The sequence below is a fragment of the Pedobacter frigidisoli genome (assembly GCF_032678525.1).
Lineage (GTDB): Bacteria > Bacteroidota > Bacteroidia > Sphingobacteriales > Sphingobacteriaceae > Pedobacter > Pedobacter frigidisoli_A.
In genome coordinates this window covers 274918-293055 of record NZ_JAVTSE010000001.1, presented here as the reverse complement: position 1 = coordinate 293055, position 18138 = coordinate 274918, and the positions used below count along the sequence as shown (strand labels likewise).

The window sequence follows — 18138 nt, the reverse complement described above, 5'->3', positions numbered from 1 at the left end:
AAACTATAATTCTCTAACTGCCGCTTTAAACTGATTACCGCGGTCTTCATAACTTTTAAATAAATCGAAACTGGCACATGCCGGAGAAAGTAAAACCGCCTCTCCGCGTTTAGCCAGGTGAAAGGCAATCTGGGCAGCCTCTTCCGCTGAAAAGGTATTCACAATCACTTCTACATCATCCTCAAAAGCATCATGTATGCGTTTGTTATCCTTACCCAAACAAACAATCGCCTTCACTTTGCTCTTTACCAGGTCTTTCAGCATGTTGTAATCATTGCCTTTATCTACCCCTCCCATAATCAGCACCACATCTGAGGTCATGCTTTCCAGGGCATACCAGGTAGAATTTACGTTGGTTGCTTTACTGTCATTAATGAAATCTATGCCGGAAATCTTAGCCACGTGCTCTAACCTATGCTCAATGTTCTTGAAATTTCCCATGCTCTCGCGGATGGACTCATTTCGTAACTCTAATACCTTTGCCACTATTCCTGAAGCCATGGAGTTATAAATGTTGTGTTTGCCCTGAAGGGCTAATTCTGAAATTGACATGGTTAGTTCGTTATTTGGTTCAATAAGGATGTGTATATTCTCCTCCTGCAAACAGGCACCTTGCTCTACTGTAGTTACAATTGAAAAGGGATAGCTTGTTGCCAAAGGCTTTGTGTGTGCTAATGCTTTGATACTTTCCGCGTCGTCCAGGCAATAGATGAATACATCACTGGCTGTCTGGTTTTGGATGATACGCATTTTAGATGCTGCGTAATTCTCCAGTTTATAATCGTAGCGATCCAAATGATCGGGTGTAATATTTAACAGAACGGCGATATCGGCTTTAAAGTCGAACATATCATCGAGCATGAAGCTTGATATTTCCAGCACATAGTAGTCAAAATTTTCTGTAGCCACCTGTGCTGCAAAGCTGTGGCCGATATTACCTGCCAGCCCTACATTCAGACCTGCATTTTTCAGGATGTGATATGTTAACAGGCTGGTGGTCGACTTGCCGTTTGATCCAGTGATGCAAATCATCTTTGCATTGGTGTATCTTCCGGCAAATTCAATCTCCGACACCACTGAGATGTCTTTTTCTTTTAGTTTTTTAATGATGGGTGCCGTAGCGGGAATACCCGGGCTCTTGATCACTTCCGAAGCATTTAAAATGAGTGCTTCGGTATGCAAACCTGATTCGTAAGGAACACCAAGCTGATCAAGTGCGGCTTTATATTTATCACTTATCTGCCCGAAATCTGACACAAAAACCTCGAAGCCTTTCAGCTGGGCCAGTTTTGCTGCACCCACACCACTTTCACCTGCACCTAAAATAACCACACGGCCCTGCCCTGCCATCACTGGCTGAGTACTTGTTTGTGCTATGTTGTGATTTGTGCTCATTAATTATAGTAGTGGGTTTACCTTAGTTTTAGTGTTACAATGGTGATGATGGCCAGCATAATTCCAATGATCCAGAAACGGGTGACGATTTTTGCTTCGTGGTATCCTTTCTTCTGGTAATGGTGATGCAGGGGCGACATCAAAAATATTCTTCTACCCTCGCCAAACTTCTTCTTCGTGTATTTAAACCAGGAGACCTGCATAATAACCGATACCAGCTCTACCAGGAATATCCCGCAAAGGATTGGAATGATCAGTTCTTTTCGGATCATCAGGGCGAAAGAAGCAATGATTCCCCCGATGGCCAAACTACCCGTATCGCCCATAAAAATCTGTGCCGGATAGGAGTTATACCACAAAAAGCCAACGCATGAACCCACAAAGGCACCCGCGAAAATCATCAGCTCGGCAGAGTTTGGAATGTACATGATGTTCAGGTAGTCTGCCATCACGGTATTTCCTGAAACGTAGGCCAGAATCCCCAGGGTAATTCCGATCACGGCTGATGTTCCCGTCGCCAGGCCATCTATACCATCGGTAATATTTGCCCCGTTAGATACTGCTGTAATGATGAATACCGTAAAAATCAAAAAGATGATAAAAGCATATTTCTGATAATCGCCCCCTAAAAACTTCAATACCTTTGCATAGTCGAACTCATTGTTCTTGTAAAAAGGCATATTGGTTTTGGTCGATTTCACATCCTGGGTATAATAAAAAGTTTCCCCTTTCTGACGCAATACCATTGGTACATTTGAGGTATTCTTCACATCGTCCTGAACCGTTTCACGAACTACGATATTCGGATGGTAGTACATGGTAGTCCCTACGATTAATCCCAGACCTACCTGGCCAACCACTTTAAAGCGGCCGGCCAAGCCTTCTTTATTCTTTTTAAATACCTTGATGTAATCATCCAAAAAGCCAACGGTTCCCATCCAGATGGTGGTAATGATCATTAAAATCACATATACATTGGTGATGTTGGCAAAAAGTAAGGTTGGAATCAGAATCCCCAGCAGGATGATAATCCCCCCCATGGTTGGTGTTCCCTGTTTTTGCATCTGCCCTTCCAGGCCCAGGTTCCTTACGGTTTCTCCGACTTGTTTTTTATGCAGGAAATCAATCAGCCTTCTTCCGTATACCGTAGTAATGATTAATGACAGGATGATGGAAACCGATGCACGGAACGTGATGTACTGAAACAACCTTAATCCAGGAATGTCATAGTGCTTATGCAGGTATTCGAATAATAAATATAACATTAGCTGTTCGGGTTTAATTGTTCCAGTAAAATTTCCTTATCATCAAAATGGTTCCTTACACCATTGATTTCCTGATATTTTTCGTGACCTTTTCCGGCTACCAAAATGATATCACCACTTTTCGCCAAATGACAGGCGGTTTTAATTGCTTCCTTTCTATCTAAAATGGATAAGGTTTTGCGCTTGTTTGTAGGCGATACCCCTTCTTCCATTTCACTGATAATGCTTTGAGGGTCTTCAGTCCTTGGGTTGTCAGATGTTAAAATCACTTTATCGCTCCAATCGCAGGCTACCTGCGCCATTACCGGGCGTTTGGTTTTATCCCGATCACCACCGCAACCGATTACGGTAATCACCTGCTCATTGCCTTTTCTGATGTTGGCAATGGTGCTCAATACATTCTGAACAGCATCAGGGGTATGGGCATAATCCACAATACCAATTACTTTATCAGCTGACACGATATAATCAAACCTGCCTTCGGCTCCGGTTAAACGGCTCAGGAGGGTTAACACTTTTAATTTATCCTGCTCTAAAAGTAAGGCAGTGCCATATACAGCTAACAGGTTATAAGCGTTGAATGAACCAACCAGCTTAAAGTATACATCTTCATTATCAATATCCAGGTGCAAGCCGCTAAACTGATTTTCTATGATCTTTGCTTTGAAATCAGCAAGCTGTTTAAGGGCATAGGTTTTCTTGTAAGCCTTTGTATTCTGCAACATCACCATACCATTTTTATCATCGGTATTGGTTAATGCAAAAGCTGATTTTGGCAGGCCATCAAAAAATGCTTTCTTCGCCCTGATGTAAGCATCGAAGGTTTTGTGGAAGTCGAGGTGATCGTGGGTAATGTTCGAAAACACCCCACCAGCAAAGGTGAGCCCTTCTATACGGTGTTGCGATACGGCATGGGAACTCACTTCCATAAAGCAATAATCGCATCCTGCATCCACCATGTCCCTGAGCAACTGGTTTAGCGCAATTGGATTAGGTGTAGTATGCGTTGCTGCCACAACCGTGTCGTTAATGTAGTTCTCTACAGTGGATAACAAGCCGGTTTTATAACCCAGATCTTTAAATAACTTAAATAAGATGGTTGCAATAGTAGTTTTACCGTTGGTGCCAGTAATACCAACGAGCTTTAAATCTTTTGAGGGGTTTCCAAAAAAGTTACCCGCCATAATGCCTAAAGCCACAGCACTATTTTCTACCTTGATATAAGTAACCGTAAAATCATGCACTTCCGGCAAATTCTCACAGATAATTACAGCAGCACCCTGTGCAACAGTTTGCTCAATGAACTGATGTCCATCAGAAAGCGTACCGACAATTGCAAAGAACACATCCCCTTCAGCCACCTTACGCGAATCGAAATTCAGGGCATTGATTTCCCTATCGGTTTTTCCAACCAATTCTTTAATCGTTATGCCGTAAAGTAGCTCTTGTAAATTCATATATTTAATTTTGAATGAGTAAATGTTGCGATAAGCATATCATTCAATCTATCATTTAACTATTGTAACTCTATTTGTACCCCTAAACCTCTTCCTACTCTGGTTCCGGCGGCAATGGACTGGCTGGTTACTTTTCCTGCGCCTATCACTTTTGCTTTCAAGCCTGCATTTCCAATCAGGTAAAGCGCATCTTTTAATCCCATTCCCGATACATTAGGCATCACCCCTCTGCGTTCGGTATTTTCCTGAAACACTTCGCCACCGCTGGTATCTACAATATTGTAATACTCTGATTTGGATGCGAACAGTGGTTTAAAGCCAAATGCCCTGTACACTTTCTGTGTAGCTTTGCTTTGTCCGGCCTTTGTTGGCGGATTTCCCGGAGCACCTACCAAACGTGTTGGCGCATCAGTGCCCATCTGCATATCGCTGGCATAAATGCGGTCGGCCACTTCCCTGAATACCGGACCAGATACTAAAGCACCATAATAGCCACCCTTTGGATCGTTGATCACGACAATCATGGAATATTTGGGTTTCTCCGCAGGGAAATAACCTACAAAAGATGCCTGATATTGTCTTTTAGCTTTATAACCTTTATTGGCATCAGCCACCTGAGCGGTACCCGTTTTACCGGCAATTCTGTAAAGCGGATTACGAACATATTGCTTTCCACTTCCTTCAATCACCACTCCTTCCAGCATATTTTTGATCTTACTCAAGGTCACATCAGAACAAATCTTCTCATTCACCACCCTGGCTTTGAACTGCTCAATGGGGTTACCCAATCTTCTGATTTCTTTTACAAAAATGGGCGCTATATATTTACCATTGTTAGCCACCGCGTTGTAAAACGACAACATTTTCAAGGGGGTAAGCTGCATTTCATAACCATAAGCCATCTGCGGCAGGGTCATATTTTTATTCCAGCTGCGATCCGATGGGTTCTTAATCCAGGGTTTAGCTTCTCCCGGAATCTGCAGGTCCAGTTTTTCATTCAGGTGCCACTTGTACAGGTGATCGGTAAACTTCTTCGGGTTCTCCCCGTATTTGGTATTAATCAAATAAGAAATTGCTGCGTTGGAAGACTGCTCGAATGCTTTCTTCACTGTTACCACACCAATACTCCCGTGTGAATCTTTAATCATGTGGCCAGGAATCTTGTAGTTACCCGTTCCTACCATGGTATTGGTATCCACCAGTTCATCTTCAAGCAGAGACATGTAAGAAGCCAGCTTGAAAGTTGATCCGGGATCCTGGTTTCCAGCAATAGCGTAGTTGAATTTTTCCTTGTATACGCCTTCTTCTACTTTTGAAAAATTGGCTACTGCCCTGATTTCTCCCGTAGCTACTTCCATCACAATCACGGTTCCATGATCAGCATCATAAGCCTTAAGTTGTTTTTCCAAGGCACTTTGGGCTAAATCCTGCATATTGATGTCGATCGTAGAAATGATATCTGCCCCATCCTTTGGTGCTACTTCAGCCTCTTCATTTACAGGAATATATATACCCCCTGCAATGCGCTGCATTAACCTTTTTCCGGTTTCACCGTTGATGTATTCTTTATAGGCGCCTTCTAAACCCACGCCATTGGCTACGTTCTCATTTTTATATCCAATGGTACGGGCAGCCAAAGCCTGGAAAGGCAAAATTCTCTTGTTCTGCTGCACCGCAATTAAACCACCACTAAACTTGCCAATATTATATAGCGGAAAAGTGCGGATGGTTTTCAAATCAGCATAGCCCACTTTGCGGTGGATGAGTAAATACCGTGCGCTGTCCTGACGGCCTCTGCGCAGGTAGCGGGCATATTCTTTTGCCGTTTTATCCTGAAAGAGCTGCGCCAGCTTAATCCCCAGGGAATCGACTTTTTCATTAAACACCTTATCTTCTGCAATCCCCCCGGCAAACATATCCATGCGCAGTTCATACTCCGGCACCGAAGTAGCCAGTAAACTGCCATCGTTTGAATAGATGTTTCCGCGGGTCGCTTCCACATTTACGTAGCGCGTGGACAGGCTATCAGCCATAGCCTTCCATTTTTTGCCCTGTACAAACTGCACCTGACTAAGGCGTAAGAATACCGCCAAAGCAAAAAGCACAATTAAGCCAAATGCCAGATATACACGAAGCAAGATATTTGCTCTAATATTCATCGCTTTTAACAATTATTTTTTTTGGTGGTTCGATTAATTCTTTAATTCCAAGGGTATCTACCTTTTTGGCTACTTCTGTCAGTTTGCTTCTGAACATGAGGTCGGCCTTTAAGGATTTATATTCCCATCTTAATTCTTTTACATCTTTATTTAATTTATCAATGCGGCGAACATTGTTCACTGCAAAATGGCTGTTGGCGATGTATATCATCCCCAAAAAAGCCAGAAAACACAAAAAAGGCAGAGCATCAGTTGCCGCCTCTTTCGAAACCAATCCATCGTTGAACAATTTGCTGATGAATGAGTTACTATCCATTTTCTCTTCGGCTGTCCGCGGTTTTTTAGGCGCTGGTGCAGCTTTGAGTTCAGGTTCAGGCCCGATTTCTTCCTCCTCTATATCCTCTCTAAACCTGTTCATATCTTCTCTGCTATTCTAAGTTTAGCACTTCTGGCCCTGTTATTTTGTGCAATCTCCTCGTCGCTGGCTACTATCGCTTTGCGGGTAATCACATTAAATGGTTTCTGCTGATTTCCGAAAAAGTCTTTCTCCACCTCTCCCTGAAACTTGCCTTTGGCCATAAAATTCTTTACCGGGCGATCTTCGAGTGAGTGATAAGACATCACCACCAAATGCCCTCCCGGCTTTAATACTTCTGATGCCTGTTGCAGAAAATCTTCCAGCACCTGTATTTCTGCATTCACCTCAATACGCAGGGCCTGGAAAACCTGCGCCAGGTATTTATTTTCTTTTCCTCTTGGAATGTATTCGGCAATGGCTGTTTTTAAGCTATCTATATCCGTAAACGGCTTGTCTAAACGGGCAGTTACGATAGCACGCGCGAGTGACTTTGCGTTTTTCACTTCACCATAAATCCCGAAAATCTTATGCAGTTTATCTTCTGAGTAAGTGTTTAGTACCTGTGCAGCAGTGAGATCGCGGTGCTGATCCATGCGCATATCCAGGCCGGCATTGTAGCGTATAGAAAAACCACGTTGTGGAATATCGAACTGATGTGATGACACCCCCAGATCGGCCAGAATACCATCTACTTGCCTGAACCCTTTCAAGCGCAGGTTATTTCTTAAGAAACCAAAATTCTGATCAACAAAGATGAAACGGTCGTCGGCCGGAACATTTGCCTGTGCATCAGGATCCTGATCAAAAGCAATGAGTACGCCCTTCGGACCGAGGTGTTTCAGTATCTCTTTAGAATGACCGCCGCCACCAAAAGTCACATCCACATACACTCCATCCGGTTTGATATTCAAACCATCAATGCAAGGCTGAAGCATCACGGGAACATGGTAATTATTCTCCATCAGCACCTCCTTTCTTATCTCCCATTACTTTCTGGGCCAGGTTGGCGAAGTTGGCCGGAACATCATCAAAAATATCTTCGTAAGATTTTTTATCCCACACTTCAATACGGTCGAGCTGACAAGCCAGTACAATATCGGCGTTGATGCCTGCATATTCCGTTAACGACTTTGGTAAAAGTACCCTTCCGGCAGCATCGAGCGAGAGCTCAGTGGCACCACGGGTGAAAGCGCGGACGAAAGCCCGGTTTTCCTGATCGTAAATATTCAGTTTGGCGAGGTCGGCCACTACGGCGTCCCACACATTTTTAGGGTAGATGACCAGATTTTTCTCGAAACCGCGGTTAATAATAAGCCCCTCACTTTCAGCAGCAGGCAATTGTTTCTTAAGCGCAGCAGGAACCGAAAGGCGGCCCTTTGCGTCAAGTTTACAATCGAATTCTCCTAAAAGTTGGGTCATAGTGGTAGCTACACTTTTTATGTAGTGTAAAAGTAAAGAGTTCTACCACTTTTTACCACAATTTACCACAAAAAAGTTTTCCACATCGTTTTTGTTACACTGAAGTGCCAAAAACAGACCAAAATGAGTTTCAGACTACGGACTTAAAACCCATTAAACACTGATAAATAACCAGTTATAGACATCACTTTCAAAAGTGGGCTAAAATCCCAATTCCGGATATCCGGTGGGAGACGCGCCCAGTATTTCGACTATTTCAGCGATAACTGACGATTTTCAGCTACAAATGTAAGGAAAGGGAATGGTTTACCTGATTGATTAGCTGTTTACCTGCGGAAATAAAAAACCCCTCAACATCAAGCGATGTTGAAGGGTTTAAGCAACCGCGAAAACGCGGTATAGTTGAGATTATCTCAGACTATCCATTGATGGCTTTCACGCCCGGAAGTTCTTTACCTTCCATATATTCTAATAATGCACCACCACCGGTTGATACATAACTTACTTCATCTTCCAGACCGAATTTAGCGATTGCCGCAGCTGAATCACCTCCACCGATAAGCGAGAATGCACCGTTATCTTTTGTAGCAGCAACCACTGCATCAGCAATGGCTTTGGTACCTACCTGGAAGCTTTCCATTTCGAACACGCCCATGGGACCGTTCCATAGTAATGTTTTAGAGTTTTTCACTACATCAGCAAATAAAGCAGCTGATTTTGGACCGATATCCAGACCCATCCAGTCGGCCGGAATCTGACCTGCATCTACATCTTTTTTATCTGCATCGTTTGCAAACTTATCGGCAATTACGGTATCTACCGGAAGGATCAGGTTAACACCTTTTGCTTTGGCTTTTTCAATTAATTCTAAAGAAAGCTCTTGTTTATCGGCTTCCAACAATGAAGTACCGATCTCACCGCCCTGAGCTTTTGCAAAAGTGTAAGCCATACCACCACCGATGATCAGGTTATCTACTTTATCCAATAATTTCTCAATCAAAAGAATTTTATCAGATACTTTCGCACCACCCATAATCGCCGTGAACGGACGTTCTGCATGGTTTAAGATTTTCTCTGCATTTTCTACTTCTGAAGCCATTAAATAACCGAAGTATTTTGCATCCGGGAAAAACTGTGCAATGATTGAAGTTGAAGCGTGTGCACGGTGGGCCGTTCCGAAAGCATCGTTCACATATACATCGCCCAGTTTAGATAACTTCTCTGCGAAAGCTACATCTCCTTTTTCTTCTTCTTTATAGAAACGCAGGTTCTCCAGCAATAACACTTCACCTGGTTTTAAATCTGCTGCCTGGCTGGTCGCGCTTTCGCCGATGCAATCATCTGCAAACTTCACTTCTGTACCAATCAACGTTGATAAATCAGCTACGATGTGTTTTAATGAATATTTATCTGTGGGACCATCTTTCGGGCGACCTAAATGCGACATCAAAATTACTGCACCACCATCTTTCAAAATTTTGCTGATGGTTGGCAATGCTGCACGGATTCTTTTATCGTCGGTAATGTTGAATTCATCATCCAATGGGACGTTGAAATCCACCCTGATGAGCGCTTTTTTATCTTTAAAATCGAACTGGTCTATCGTGTTCATGTTTTATATATTATGGTTTAAGTTTAATTTCATTTCGTAATGGAAGCCTATTCCGGGGATGTCGAATTCAGGGGACATATTCACAAAGCCAAGTTTCTTATAGAAACCGGCAGCGGCTGAACGGGCATTGCACCATAAATAGGCGGTATTGTATTCTTTCAGGTATTCAATAGCAAAGCTGATCAATGAAGCACCAAAGCCCTTCCCTCCTTCATCGGGATGGGTAGCCATGCCCCTCAACTGATAACCCTCTCCTTCATCTGGAAAAAAGTCGTTACGCATAAAGGTGGCGACGCTTTTGATTTCGCCGTCTGCATAATAACCCAGGTGAAAAGTGTCGTAACTGGTATCTCCTTCGAAAATACATTCGGCTAGGGGCTTTCCGTTTCTCAACATCAGGCTCCTTAAGGGAAGTACTTCTTCGGGAAGGATGAATTTTACCATATTTATCGGATCAAGTAGCAAGGTAGCCATAAATGCTTCCAGATGCTTCGCAAACGTTTGCAAAGTTAATAAAGCATTTGAATTCACCTAAAAAAGCCAGGTCACAATTTTGAAGAATTAGCGGAGGATAGTTTGATGAGGTGCTACACTTTTTAAAGGGCGGAAGTAGCCTGAAAGCTATTTTACACCATACCAAATTTTATTTTGTTGATTATTATCAATAAAACGGTTGACTATAGTCATGGGAAGTGCGGGGATCTTTCATCAATTTCGGTTTAAATTAACCTAAGAATATCATGAAAACTGCATTTGCTCCGGAAAAGGCCGTCCGGAGGTCCATCCTCTCTGCTGGCTATCTGTATCCTGAAACGCCCGAGGCGCTAAATACAGGGAAGCTGAATTCTGCTGATCTATCTACACCTTTTCGTGACCACTCCAACTGAAGCAGAAAAAATGGGCGATGTATTCACGGTATTCTTTCGCTATTATGGGCTGGCATCGCGTTTAGTGTCATTTATTTGGTGTAAATTGCGCCTTCGTTTCCAGCAGCTTAACCCCGAAGAACTTTCCTGGATTTTAGCGGGACTGGCGCTGCTGGGCCTGGCATTTTACTCCGACCTTCTGAACTCATCCCTCAGGGAGCTTTTTGTGAGGTGAGCAGGAAACAAACAATCATCGTTATCATTTTCGGGGACTATAGTACCCTGGATTCAAAAAGTAAGTAAATGGAAGGATCCAGGATCTTAATAATCGTTAACAACATTGAGTTAAGCTCGAAGATTGCGGATATTTTAACCGTAGGCAAGTACTATGCTGAGGTGACTGCGGACGGAAAAAAAGCGGTGGAGCTGATCCGGAACCATCCTTTCGACCTGATCATCTGTGGCATTCCACTTAACGGCATTGATGGCTTTGCGGTGCTCAGAACAACCAATAAATTTATGGAGACTTCGGGCATCGGTTTTATTATGCTTATAGCGGAAGCGGAAGCTAACCGCACCCGGAAAGCGATGGAGCTTGGGGCAGATGGTTTCATTATGCATCCTTTTGATGATGTAGAGTTGCTGAACCTGGTGGAGGTACGCTTACGGAAGCGGCGGTTTCAACATGAGCAATTCCTGCGTGAGCGGCTTCAACTCAAACGCATGAGCAATATCAGCGATATTATGGGCTGGCTGGGTTCGCGTTTAGAGAAGTTCCCGGTTAAAACCTATAAAAAGAACCAGCCGCTTTATCATCAGGGTGAGCGACAAACGGGTCTGCATTTTGTGAAGCATGGGCGGGTTAAAACCTTCCGCAGCAATGAAACCGGACAACATATTATTACCGCCATATATGGGGCGGGTGCTTATTTCGGCATTGAGTCGTTAACCCTGGGTTATGAAACGCTGGATAGCGCGGAAGCACTGGAAGCGGTTCAGGTGGTGACTATCCCCAATGGGGAGCTGCAGGAGATGATCATGGAATACCCTGACCTGCTGCGGATCTTCGTGAAGGACCTTTCTATTGCGGTAAACCAGCTGAGTGAAAGGGTGGTTGATATTGCGCATCACTCTGTGCGGAAAAGGGTAGCGAACGCAATATTGATCCTGAGCAATGCAGAGGAATATAGGGAACGCAGCCGGAAACTCTCGCTATCGCGGAATGACCTGGCCAGTTTTGCGGGTGTAGCTGCTGAAACCCTTAGTCGTGTACTGAGCGAGCTGACCAAGGAAGGCTTCATTAAAAAAGACGGGAACGATATCATCATCGGCCATGCTGAAGGGCTGGCCACCATCAAAAATTAGAATATTCTTTTTAACGGATACCTAATGTTCTACATAAGCCGCGTACACTGCCGGTGATAAGCGCTTTTCGATACCGGGATAGGTTTTCTCCAGATATCCTTTCCGGGCCGAAGCATTATCCAACCGGAACAAATGTGAGATGTGCTCCAATCCACTCACCGCCTTTGGATACAGCAAATGACTGAATAAGCGGTTAATAATGGGGTATTGTACGCAGCCTGCTTCGAGTGCTTTGGCATCGAGGATCAGCAGCCTGGATAATTCCAGCGCTTCTATCTGCATATTTTGCGCACTGAAGCGATCGCTGATGAGAATACTTCCTGATACTCCAATCCAGATATCCTGGCGATACAATTCATTCATTGTAAACCCGTTGATCAGTCCTTCACTAACGATGATGAACTGATCAGGGGCCAACTTAGAGAGCGGAATTACAGTGCTTTTGTTTAAGTTTTGAAAACGGGTACAAGCATAAAGGAAACGCAGGGCTTCCGCGTGCTGGTGGTTATCGATAACAGGTGAAAATAGTCGCAGAAAATCTCTTAAATTCATCACAGGGTTTGCCTGGTACGTCGTTTTTCCCGGGTTGATTATCATTTTGTGTCAATCTTTGTTTTAAATAGGGTAAACAAATATTGAAAATGTATTATAACCCGCTCATGATTTTAAACAAGCAGGAAATTGATTGTAGTCAAGATTTTACAACTCATGAGAATAAAGGGAAGTAATGTATCCGGGTAACTGTTGTGGAAGCAACAATATTATGAAGCTATTTGAGCATCAAGCGCCCCTATCCTTTTCACTACATCCACTAGCCTGCTGCTGTAACCAAACTCGTTATCGTACCAGCCTACCACTTTAACCATATCCCCTACAATGGAAGTCAATAGTGAATCAAATACGCAGGAATGCGGGTTATCGATTACATCGATGGATACAATCGGATCTTCGGTATACTGAATAATATTTTTTAAATCACCTTCTGCTGCCGTTTTAAATGCAGCATTGATCTTTTCAATGGTCGTTTTGCTTTTCAGCAGGCAGGTAAAATCGGTGAGCGATCCGTTAAGTACCGGTACCCGGATGCCAGCACCCCCTAAACGTCCTTCTAATTCAGGGAAGATATGAGTAATGGCTTTTGCGGCTCCTGTGGTAGTGGGAATAATGGATGAAGAGGCTGCCCTCGCCCTGCGCAAATCTTTGTGATTAGCATCATGCAGGTTCTGATCGCCCGTCATCGAGTGGATGGTGGTGATATAACCTTCTTCAACCCCCCAATTATCATTCAGGATCCTGATCATGGGCGCAATGTTATTGGTGGTACAGCTGGCATTGGAAAGCACTGTAGCAGTCAAATCAATCTGATCATCGTTTACTCCAAGCACCACCATAGGGATATCATCTGCCGCTGGCGCTGAAATCAATACTTGTCTAGCACCTGCTTCTATGTGCTTTTCAGCTGCCTCACGGGTAAGGTTTCTGCCTGTACAATCCACTACCAGATCGACCCTTAAAGCCGACCAGGGTAATTCGCTGGCATCTTTCATCGAAAACACCGGAATACTCAGGTTGTCGATTACCAATGAATCAGGTTTAGCGCAAACCGCGCCCTGAAAAACGCCGTGCACACTATCATATTTAAATAAATGAGCCATGGTTTTAGCGTCAGCCAGATCGTTGATTGCCACAACTTCAAATCCCTCGGCTACTGCAAGGCGAAGAAAAGTTCTTCCTATCCTACCAAACCCATTTACTGCTATTCTCATTTGCTTCGTAATTATTGTGCGAAATTAGCATTAATTTAAGAAAGAATGTACTTGCAAGATTGAGCACTGTATATGGAGCGTAGAAGATGGAAAATCGATGACGAAAAGATGGAATAAGTGGATAATTAATCTAGTAAAAATATCAAATCTTTTTCCGTATCAGCCTTAAGGTAATCGTTCCATTGAAAACCATGCAAAACACGATGATCAGGATAATGAGGGTGAAGTTCCCAAAGTTTTGCAAGAGCACTACCGCTGCAATGATGGCCATATTTAGTCCGGCGGTAAGGATAACAATGCGGTTAGGCTTATATCCCAGTTGTTCGAGCCGGTGGTGAATATGGTTTCGGTCGCCTTTAAAGGGAGATTTCCGGCTCAGAATTCTGATGGTAAACACCCTGAGGGAATCGAAAATGGGTACTACTAAAATGGCTACTGCAATGGCCGGGGCAGAATAAAACTTAGGATGACTGTAGGGCGTAAACTTATTGAGTTCAATGAACCTGATGGCCAATGCCGCTGACACCAAACCAATGATCAGTGCGCCGGTATCTCCCATAAAAATCTTCGCAGGGAACCAATTGTACTTTAAAAACCCTGCAACGGCACCTGCCAGCGCAAAAGCAATCGTCGCATAACAAACCTCTCCCATTATCGTGAACAATAACCCAAAGGCCAGGTTAGCCAGAATGCCGATTGTACCCGCTAATCCGTCTATCCCATCGATCAGATTAAAAGCATTGTTCAGAAAAATGATGAGTACAATGGAAAATAGTGCCCCTGCCAGTGCGGGTATATCGCCAATGCCCAGCACCCCATATAAGCTGGTTAGCCGGAAAGCGCCGAAAAACACCAGAATAAAAGCTACAGAAATCTGGAGGAGAAATTTAGTACTGGTATTGGTACCATGCACATCATCTTTAAGCCCCAGGGCGGCCAAAATGATACAGGATGCGATCAGGAAATTGGCATCCTTAAAGCTAATCACCGCTGAGAACAGTAAAATGGAAAGGGTAAGGCTCCCCACAATCGCTAAACCTCCAAGCCTCGAGATGTTGCGCTTATGGTTCTTACGGTGAAGGTCGTTTTTATCGAACAGCTTGTACTTTAGCGCGGTGTAGATAATGCTGGGTACACTTAAGATCACAATGGAAAATGCCAGTATAAAAATGGCAACATAAAAGTATTCTGGATGTGATGACAGTATATCTTTAAACAAAACGGGAACGGTTACTTAACAAATATATTGATTACTTTTTTGCCTGATCAAAAAAGTAACAAAAAAATCAAGGCCTGACTTTCTTTACTTTTTTGCCTGATCAAAAAAGTAACAAAAAAATCAAGGCTTGCATCCTTTCTTGTAAAAACCGACGAATCGCTGAAGGCGGCAGGCTTCAGGCTCTCCCCCCTTTACCTCCCCATCTCAGTGCTTAACCCTGCCTTGGACAGTAGAAATTTGAATGGAATTGCAAAGCGCTTCGTGGTTTTTCCTGCGAAAATCTGCTATGCCGGATAGCAGGGCGGAGATAGCGATCGCGTAAGCAATACGATCTTAAACTATACGACCTTAAACCATCCGATTTTAAAACTATACGATCTTAAAGATTACCTAAACTGTTTCAGTTTACTCAGCTTTTTCATGATCAGTGCCAACACCGGGTTCGGGATGCCATTGCGTTTCATGGCTTTGTAATCATCTAGCAAAGCATTAAATAGACTTTTAATGGATCCGTTACTTACACCGCCTGTACGCATGTTCACCATCAGCTGTGGCAAGTAACGTGCTTTAAGGTTGTTCTTGTATAGAAACCTTAAGATTAATTCATAATCGGCAGCGGTGCCTAAATCCAGCGCGTAGTTTCCATGGTTTTCGAACAATGTTCTTTTCAGGTACAGTGTGGGGTGTGCGGGCATCCAGCCTTTCTCCATATCATTTCTGGTGGCTTGTTTCGATTTCCATTTACGGATAATCTTTCCTGATGAAGGATGCACATAATGAAGATCGCCATAGAGCACGTCTGTGTCTTCGGAGGTAAAAGTCTCTGCTACTGCCTTCAAAATCTCCGGACTGGCCAGGGTATCGTCGGCATTCAGTATTCCTACTATATCGCCAGTTGCTTTTGCAATGCCTTTATTAATCGCATCGTACAATCCACGGTCGCTTTCAGAAACAAAATAACTGATCTGGTTTTTATGCTGGTCTATAATCTTTAGTGTTCCATCGGTTGATCCGCCATCGATCACGATATATTCGACATCAGGATGCGTTTGCGCAAAGACCGATTGAAAGCAGTCTTCGAGATAGGCTTCTCCGTTGTATACAACTGTGATGAGGGATATTTTCATGTTATCAGGTGCAGCTGTTTGCGTTTCGCAGTAAAAACCGCAGCGAGGGTAAATATAGCTAATAGTGGGATATTATCATCCAGAGAACAGTTGTCTACACTGAAATAGGATAATTCTCCTATATCTCCAGCGGATTGCGTTCTATAAACTGTCCCGTCAAGTTCGTTGATAATCGTACAGGTTCCATAACTACCGGCACTGCACCTTCCTGTGTTATTGGTATAGCCATCGGCATTTCCATCATGGTCGAAGTCGTTCAGAAAGTAAGGCACACCAGCATGATATTTAAAATCAGGTGTCGTCCAGATGCGTAAGCCTAATCTGCAGCCATAGACGGGCGTATCAGGTAAGGCATATAGTGGGATGAATAAGAGCGGGATGATTAAGTTTAACTTTTTCATAAGCTAAAGAATTAATCATGAAGTGAAGATATTTTTTTTTGCTCAAAATTGCAAGAGTGTTAGAAGGCATCTTCGGAAAACCGCCTCCTTGCCAGGTTTAAGGGGATTTTAGTATGAAAAAGCGGGTTTAAATGGGTATTGACTGCGTTTTCTTCGGTTTTACCCAAACAATGTGCAAGGAATGTGCAAGGAAAGTGCAAGCAAAGCGCAGGGAAGTTATCCGCCGTGATACTACCAACCTACTACTAACCTCAGCCTGAAGATTAGCGTCGGCGGAATTGCTTCATTGTAAATAAGCAAAGATAACAAAACCTCGTTTGCAGCGAGTGGCTAGGATAAAAGTGGTCAAAAAAGGCTTTAAAGGGGTAATGAAGAGACTTTTCTAGGAGTTTTATCCTAGCATGTTCCTTTCTGGTTCCTACCTTGTTCCTAGCTGGTTCCTTTCTGTTAAGTGCGAGGGTACAAGGAAACATAAGCCTGACTACTGTCTTAACTATGGCATTCGAGGATGCGAAATAGATATAAAATCAGATATTATCTCTTAACATTAAATTAGTTCTACAATTTGTTTTTTATTTAATTTTTACGTCTGATCATCACCAAACCAACCATAGCAGCAGAGGCACCGAAAAGCCAGGAGTAATCATCAAGATCACAGTATAAATAATCATATTGAACCAGCGTACCCGCTGGACAGTTCAAACACACAGCAAGCTGAAAACCTTCAATTACCGCTCCAATTGTGGGATTTCCATAAAGGCAGACACCATTTGTTGCGGTTACTTGAGCCCATCCTGGGCATGTATTTGGCGATGTAGATATTGGATTACTTGTGTAGAAGGTTTTATTTCCGAGGGTTACGCGAAGGGTAAACAAATCTATATCAATCGTATTATAGCCAGCGAAGGTTGGATAAATTGTACTTCCTACCCTGCATCCTTCAGCTGCTTCTACTGCTGAAGCGGTCAAAATCATGACAACGAAAATCCAAAAGCTTCTCAAACTCATAAACCTAAAGCGCAATGATGTATATGTAAAATTACATCAATACTACTTTAGATACTGCGTTCGTTTTGTTCAGTATTTGAAGGGTTATAAAACAATACCAGGAGGCTTAAGTGCTAAACGTTTTCAAGTCATCCCCTTATGCTGCAAGATCTTTGTTACGAATGATAACTACACTCAAACCAGCGAATAGAAAAGAAATGGGAATCAAAATGTCATCTATTGGAAGCGGCATTGTTGCTGTCGTACAGTATGCTGACTTATTATATGAATAGTTCGCCAATACCCCATTTCCGCTTATGGATCCTCCTAAGGTAGATGATATTATACATGATGTATTTGTATCTGTGAATTCACGTTGTGCCGGACCTGTGCTGCTTGCATCGAAATAATTAATTTGGCCACATTTATAACCATAATAGCTCGGTGGATTAGATCCATCATAATTGTTATAGTTTATTGCAACATTGTTCCCAGGACTTTTATAGTATCTAATCGGTGTGTCGGGACCGTAAGGATATGCTATACCAAGATATTCGGTATAAATGTTATTACCGATACGACATCCTGTACCAGATGTTTGAGCAATTGAACATACCGAAGTAAGCATCGCTACTAATAGAAAGATAGACTTCATTAATTGACACGACTAATAAAAAACAGTAGTATTACTACTACAGAAATGCAAAAATCGAAATCTTTTAAGACGTATTCGAGTGAGGAC

Annotated in this window: 17 protein-coding genes; 1 reads left to right on the top strand and 16 read right to left on the bottom strand. The window is 43.0% G+C overall.

What is annotated here, in order from left to right; translation table 11 throughout:
* Window positions 1–3 precede the first annotated feature (3 nt).
* The 9 genes from murD to R2Q80_RS01165 all read right to left on the bottom strand — a co-directional run bounded on the left by murD (window position 4) and on the right by R2Q80_RS01165 (window position 10172).
* On the bottom strand, window positions 4–1395 hold the full coding sequence (gene murD / locus R2Q80_RS01205) for a UDP-N-acetylmuramoyl-L-alanine--D-glutamate ligase (RefSeq protein WP_316797844.1): 1392 nt from the start codon (window positions 1393–1395) through the stop codon (window positions 4–6).
* Between the two features lie 17 nt (window positions 1396–1412).
* Entirely contained in the window at window positions 1413–2660 is a 1248-nt protein-coding gene (mraY, locus tag R2Q80_RS01200) for a phospho-N-acetylmuramoyl-pentapeptide-transferase (protein WP_316797843.1), read from the bottom strand.
* Window positions 2660–4117: a UDP-N-acetylmuramoyl-L-alanyl-D-glutamate--2,6-diaminopimelate ligase gene (locus R2Q80_RS01195; RefSeq protein WP_316797842.1), complete on the bottom strand. Its 1458-nt coding sequence runs from the start codon at window positions 4115–4117 to the stop codon at window positions 2660–2662. The genes mraY and R2Q80_RS01195 overlap by 1 nt, the downstream gene beginning before the upstream one ends.
* A 59-nt stretch (window positions 4118–4176) precedes the next feature.
* Window positions 4177–6276 (bottom strand): penicillin-binding protein, encoded by a 2100-nt coding sequence (locus R2Q80_RS01190; protein ID WP_316797841.1) that lies wholly within the window; start codon window positions 6274–6276, stop codon window positions 4177–4179.
* A complete protein-coding gene (locus R2Q80_RS01185) occupies window positions 6266–6694 on the bottom strand; it encodes an FtsL-like putative cell division protein (protein WP_316797840.1) in 429 nt (142 codons plus the stop codon). Before R2Q80_RS01185 ends, R2Q80_RS01190 begins: the two co-directional genes overlap by 11 nt.
* Window positions 6691–7596 carry a 16S rRNA (cytosine(1402)-N(4))-methyltransferase RsmH gene (gene rsmH, locus R2Q80_RS01180; protein WP_316797839.1) on the bottom strand — a complete coding sequence of 302 codons (906 nt, stop codon included), beginning with the start codon at window positions 7594–7596 and terminating at the stop codon, window positions 6691–6693. The genes R2Q80_RS01185 and rsmH overlap by 4 nt, the downstream gene beginning before the upstream one ends.
* Window positions 7586–8053, bottom strand: coding sequence for a division/cell wall cluster transcriptional repressor MraZ (gene mraZ, locus R2Q80_RS01175; RefSeq protein WP_316797838.1), 468 nt, complete (start codon window positions 8051–8053; stop codon window positions 7586–7588). The genes rsmH and mraZ overlap by 11 nt, the downstream gene beginning before the upstream one ends.
* Before the next feature lie 418 nt (window positions 8054–8471).
* Complete coding sequence (locus R2Q80_RS01170; RefSeq protein ID WP_316797837.1) at window positions 8472–9665, bottom strand: phosphoglycerate kinase; 1194 nt, start codon at window positions 9663–9665, stop codon at window positions 8472–8474.
* Between the two features lie 3 nt (window positions 9666–9668).
* On the bottom strand, window positions 9669–10172 hold the full coding sequence (locus R2Q80_RS01165) for a GNAT family N-acetyltransferase (RefSeq protein WP_316797836.1): 504 nt from the start codon (window positions 10170–10172) through the stop codon (window positions 9669–9671).
* Window positions 10173–10834: 662 nt separating this feature from the next.
* Between R2Q80_RS01165 and R2Q80_RS01160 the strand changes: the two genes are divergently transcribed.
* Window positions 10835–11896 (top strand): cyclic nucleotide-binding domain-containing protein, encoded by a 1062-nt coding sequence (locus R2Q80_RS01160; protein ID WP_316797835.1) that lies wholly within the window; start codon window positions 10835–10837, stop codon window positions 11894–11896.
* A 21-nt stretch (window positions 11897–11917) separates the two neighbouring features.
* On the opposite strand, the gene R2Q80_RS01155 is transcribed toward R2Q80_RS01160, so the two are convergent.
* The 7 genes from R2Q80_RS01155 to R2Q80_RS01125 form a co-directional block, all read right to left on the bottom strand.
* Entirely contained in the window at window positions 11918–12493 is a 576-nt protein-coding gene (locus R2Q80_RS01155; protein ID WP_316797834.1) for a hypothetical protein, read from the bottom strand.
* A 164-nt stretch (window positions 12494–12657) separates the two neighbouring features.
* Complete coding sequence (gene gap, locus R2Q80_RS01150) at window positions 12658–13662, bottom strand: type I glyceraldehyde-3-phosphate dehydrogenase (RefSeq protein ID WP_316797833.1); 1005 nt, start codon at window positions 13660–13662, stop codon at window positions 12658–12660.
* 142 nt (window positions 13663–13804) lie between these two features.
* Window positions 13805–14881, bottom strand: a complete 1077-nt coding sequence (locus R2Q80_RS01145) for an MraY family glycosyltransferase (RefSeq protein WP_316797832.1) — start codon at window positions 14879–14881, stop codon at window positions 13805–13807.
* 386 nt (window positions 14882–15267) lie between these two features.
* On the bottom strand, window positions 15268–16008 hold the full coding sequence (locus R2Q80_RS01140; protein WP_316797831.1) for a glycosyltransferase family 2 protein: 741 nt from the start codon (window positions 16006–16008) through the stop codon (window positions 15268–15270).
* Window positions 16005–16409, bottom strand: coding sequence for a hypothetical protein (locus R2Q80_RS01135; protein WP_316797830.1), 405 nt, complete (start codon window positions 16407–16409; stop codon window positions 16005–16007). The genes R2Q80_RS01140 and R2Q80_RS01135 overlap by 4 nt, the downstream gene beginning before the upstream one ends.
* A 576-nt stretch (window positions 16410–16985) precedes the next feature.
* Entirely contained in the window at window positions 16986–17417 is a 432-nt protein-coding gene (locus R2Q80_RS01130; RefSeq protein ID WP_316797829.1) for a hypothetical protein, read from the bottom strand.
* 136 nt (window positions 17418–17553) lie between these two features.
* A complete protein-coding gene (locus R2Q80_RS01125) occupies window positions 17554–18051 on the bottom strand; it encodes a hypothetical protein (RefSeq protein WP_316797828.1) in 498 nt (165 codons plus the stop codon).
* Window positions 18052–18138 lie beyond the last annotated feature (87 nt).

What these genes read in the sequence shown, in the direction of transcription:
- R2Q80_RS01170 (WP_316797837.1), bottom strand. Translation starts at nt 9,665, where the DNA reads ATGAACACGATAGACCAGTTCGATTTTAAAGATAAAAAAGCGCTCATC.
- R2Q80_RS01125 (WP_316797828.1), bottom strand. Translation starts at nt 18,051, where the DNA reads ATGAAGTCTATCTTTCTATTAGTAGCGATGCTTACTTCGGTATGTTCA.
- murD (WP_316797844.1), bottom strand. Translation starts at nt 1,395, where the DNA reads ATGAGCACAAATCACAACATAGCACAAACAAGTACTCAGCCAGTGATG.
- R2Q80_RS01135 (WP_316797830.1), bottom strand. Translation starts at nt 16,409, where the DNA reads ATGAAAAAGTTAAACTTAATCATCCCGCTCTTATTCATCCCACTATAT.
- R2Q80_RS01130 (WP_316797829.1), bottom strand. Translation starts at nt 17,417, where the DNA reads ATGAGTTTGAGAAGCTTTTGGATTTTCGTTGTCATGATTTTGACCGCT.
- R2Q80_RS01195 (WP_316797842.1), bottom strand. Translation starts at nt 4,117, where the DNA reads ATGAATTTACAAGAGCTACTTTACGGCATAACGATTAAAGAATTGGTT.
- R2Q80_RS01140 (WP_316797831.1), bottom strand. Translation starts at nt 16,008, where the DNA reads ATGAAAATATCCCTCATCACAGTTGTATACAACGGAGAAGCCTATCTC.
- mraZ (WP_316797838.1), bottom strand. Translation starts at nt 8,053, where the DNA reads ATGACCCAACTTTTAGGAGAATTCGATTGTAAACTTGACGCAAAGGGC.
- rsmH (WP_316797839.1), bottom strand. Translation starts at nt 7,596, where the DNA reads ATGGAGAATAATTACCATGTTCCCGTGATGCTTCAGCCTTGCATTGAT.
- R2Q80_RS01155 (WP_316797834.1), bottom strand. Translation starts at nt 12,493, where the DNA reads ATGATAATCAACCCGGGAAAAACGACGTACCAGGCAAACCCTGTGATG.
- R2Q80_RS01190 (WP_316797841.1), bottom strand. Translation starts at nt 6,276, where the DNA reads ATGAATATTAGAGCAAATATCTTGCTTCGTGTATATCTGGCATTTGGC.
- R2Q80_RS01185 (WP_316797840.1), bottom strand. Translation starts at nt 6,694, where the DNA reads ATGAACAGGTTTAGAGAGGATATAGAGGAGGAAGAAATCGGGCCTGAA.
- R2Q80_RS01160 (WP_316797835.1), top strand. Translation starts at nt 10,835, where the DNA reads ATGGAAGGATCCAGGATCTTAATAATCGTTAACAACATTGAGTTAAGC.
- mraY (WP_316797843.1), bottom strand. Translation starts at nt 2,660, where the DNA reads ATGTTATATTTATTATTCGAATACCTGCATAAGCACTATGACATTCCT.
- gap (WP_316797833.1), bottom strand. Translation starts at nt 13,662, where the DNA reads ATGAGAATAGCAGTAAATGGGTTTGGTAGGATAGGAAGAACTTTTCTT.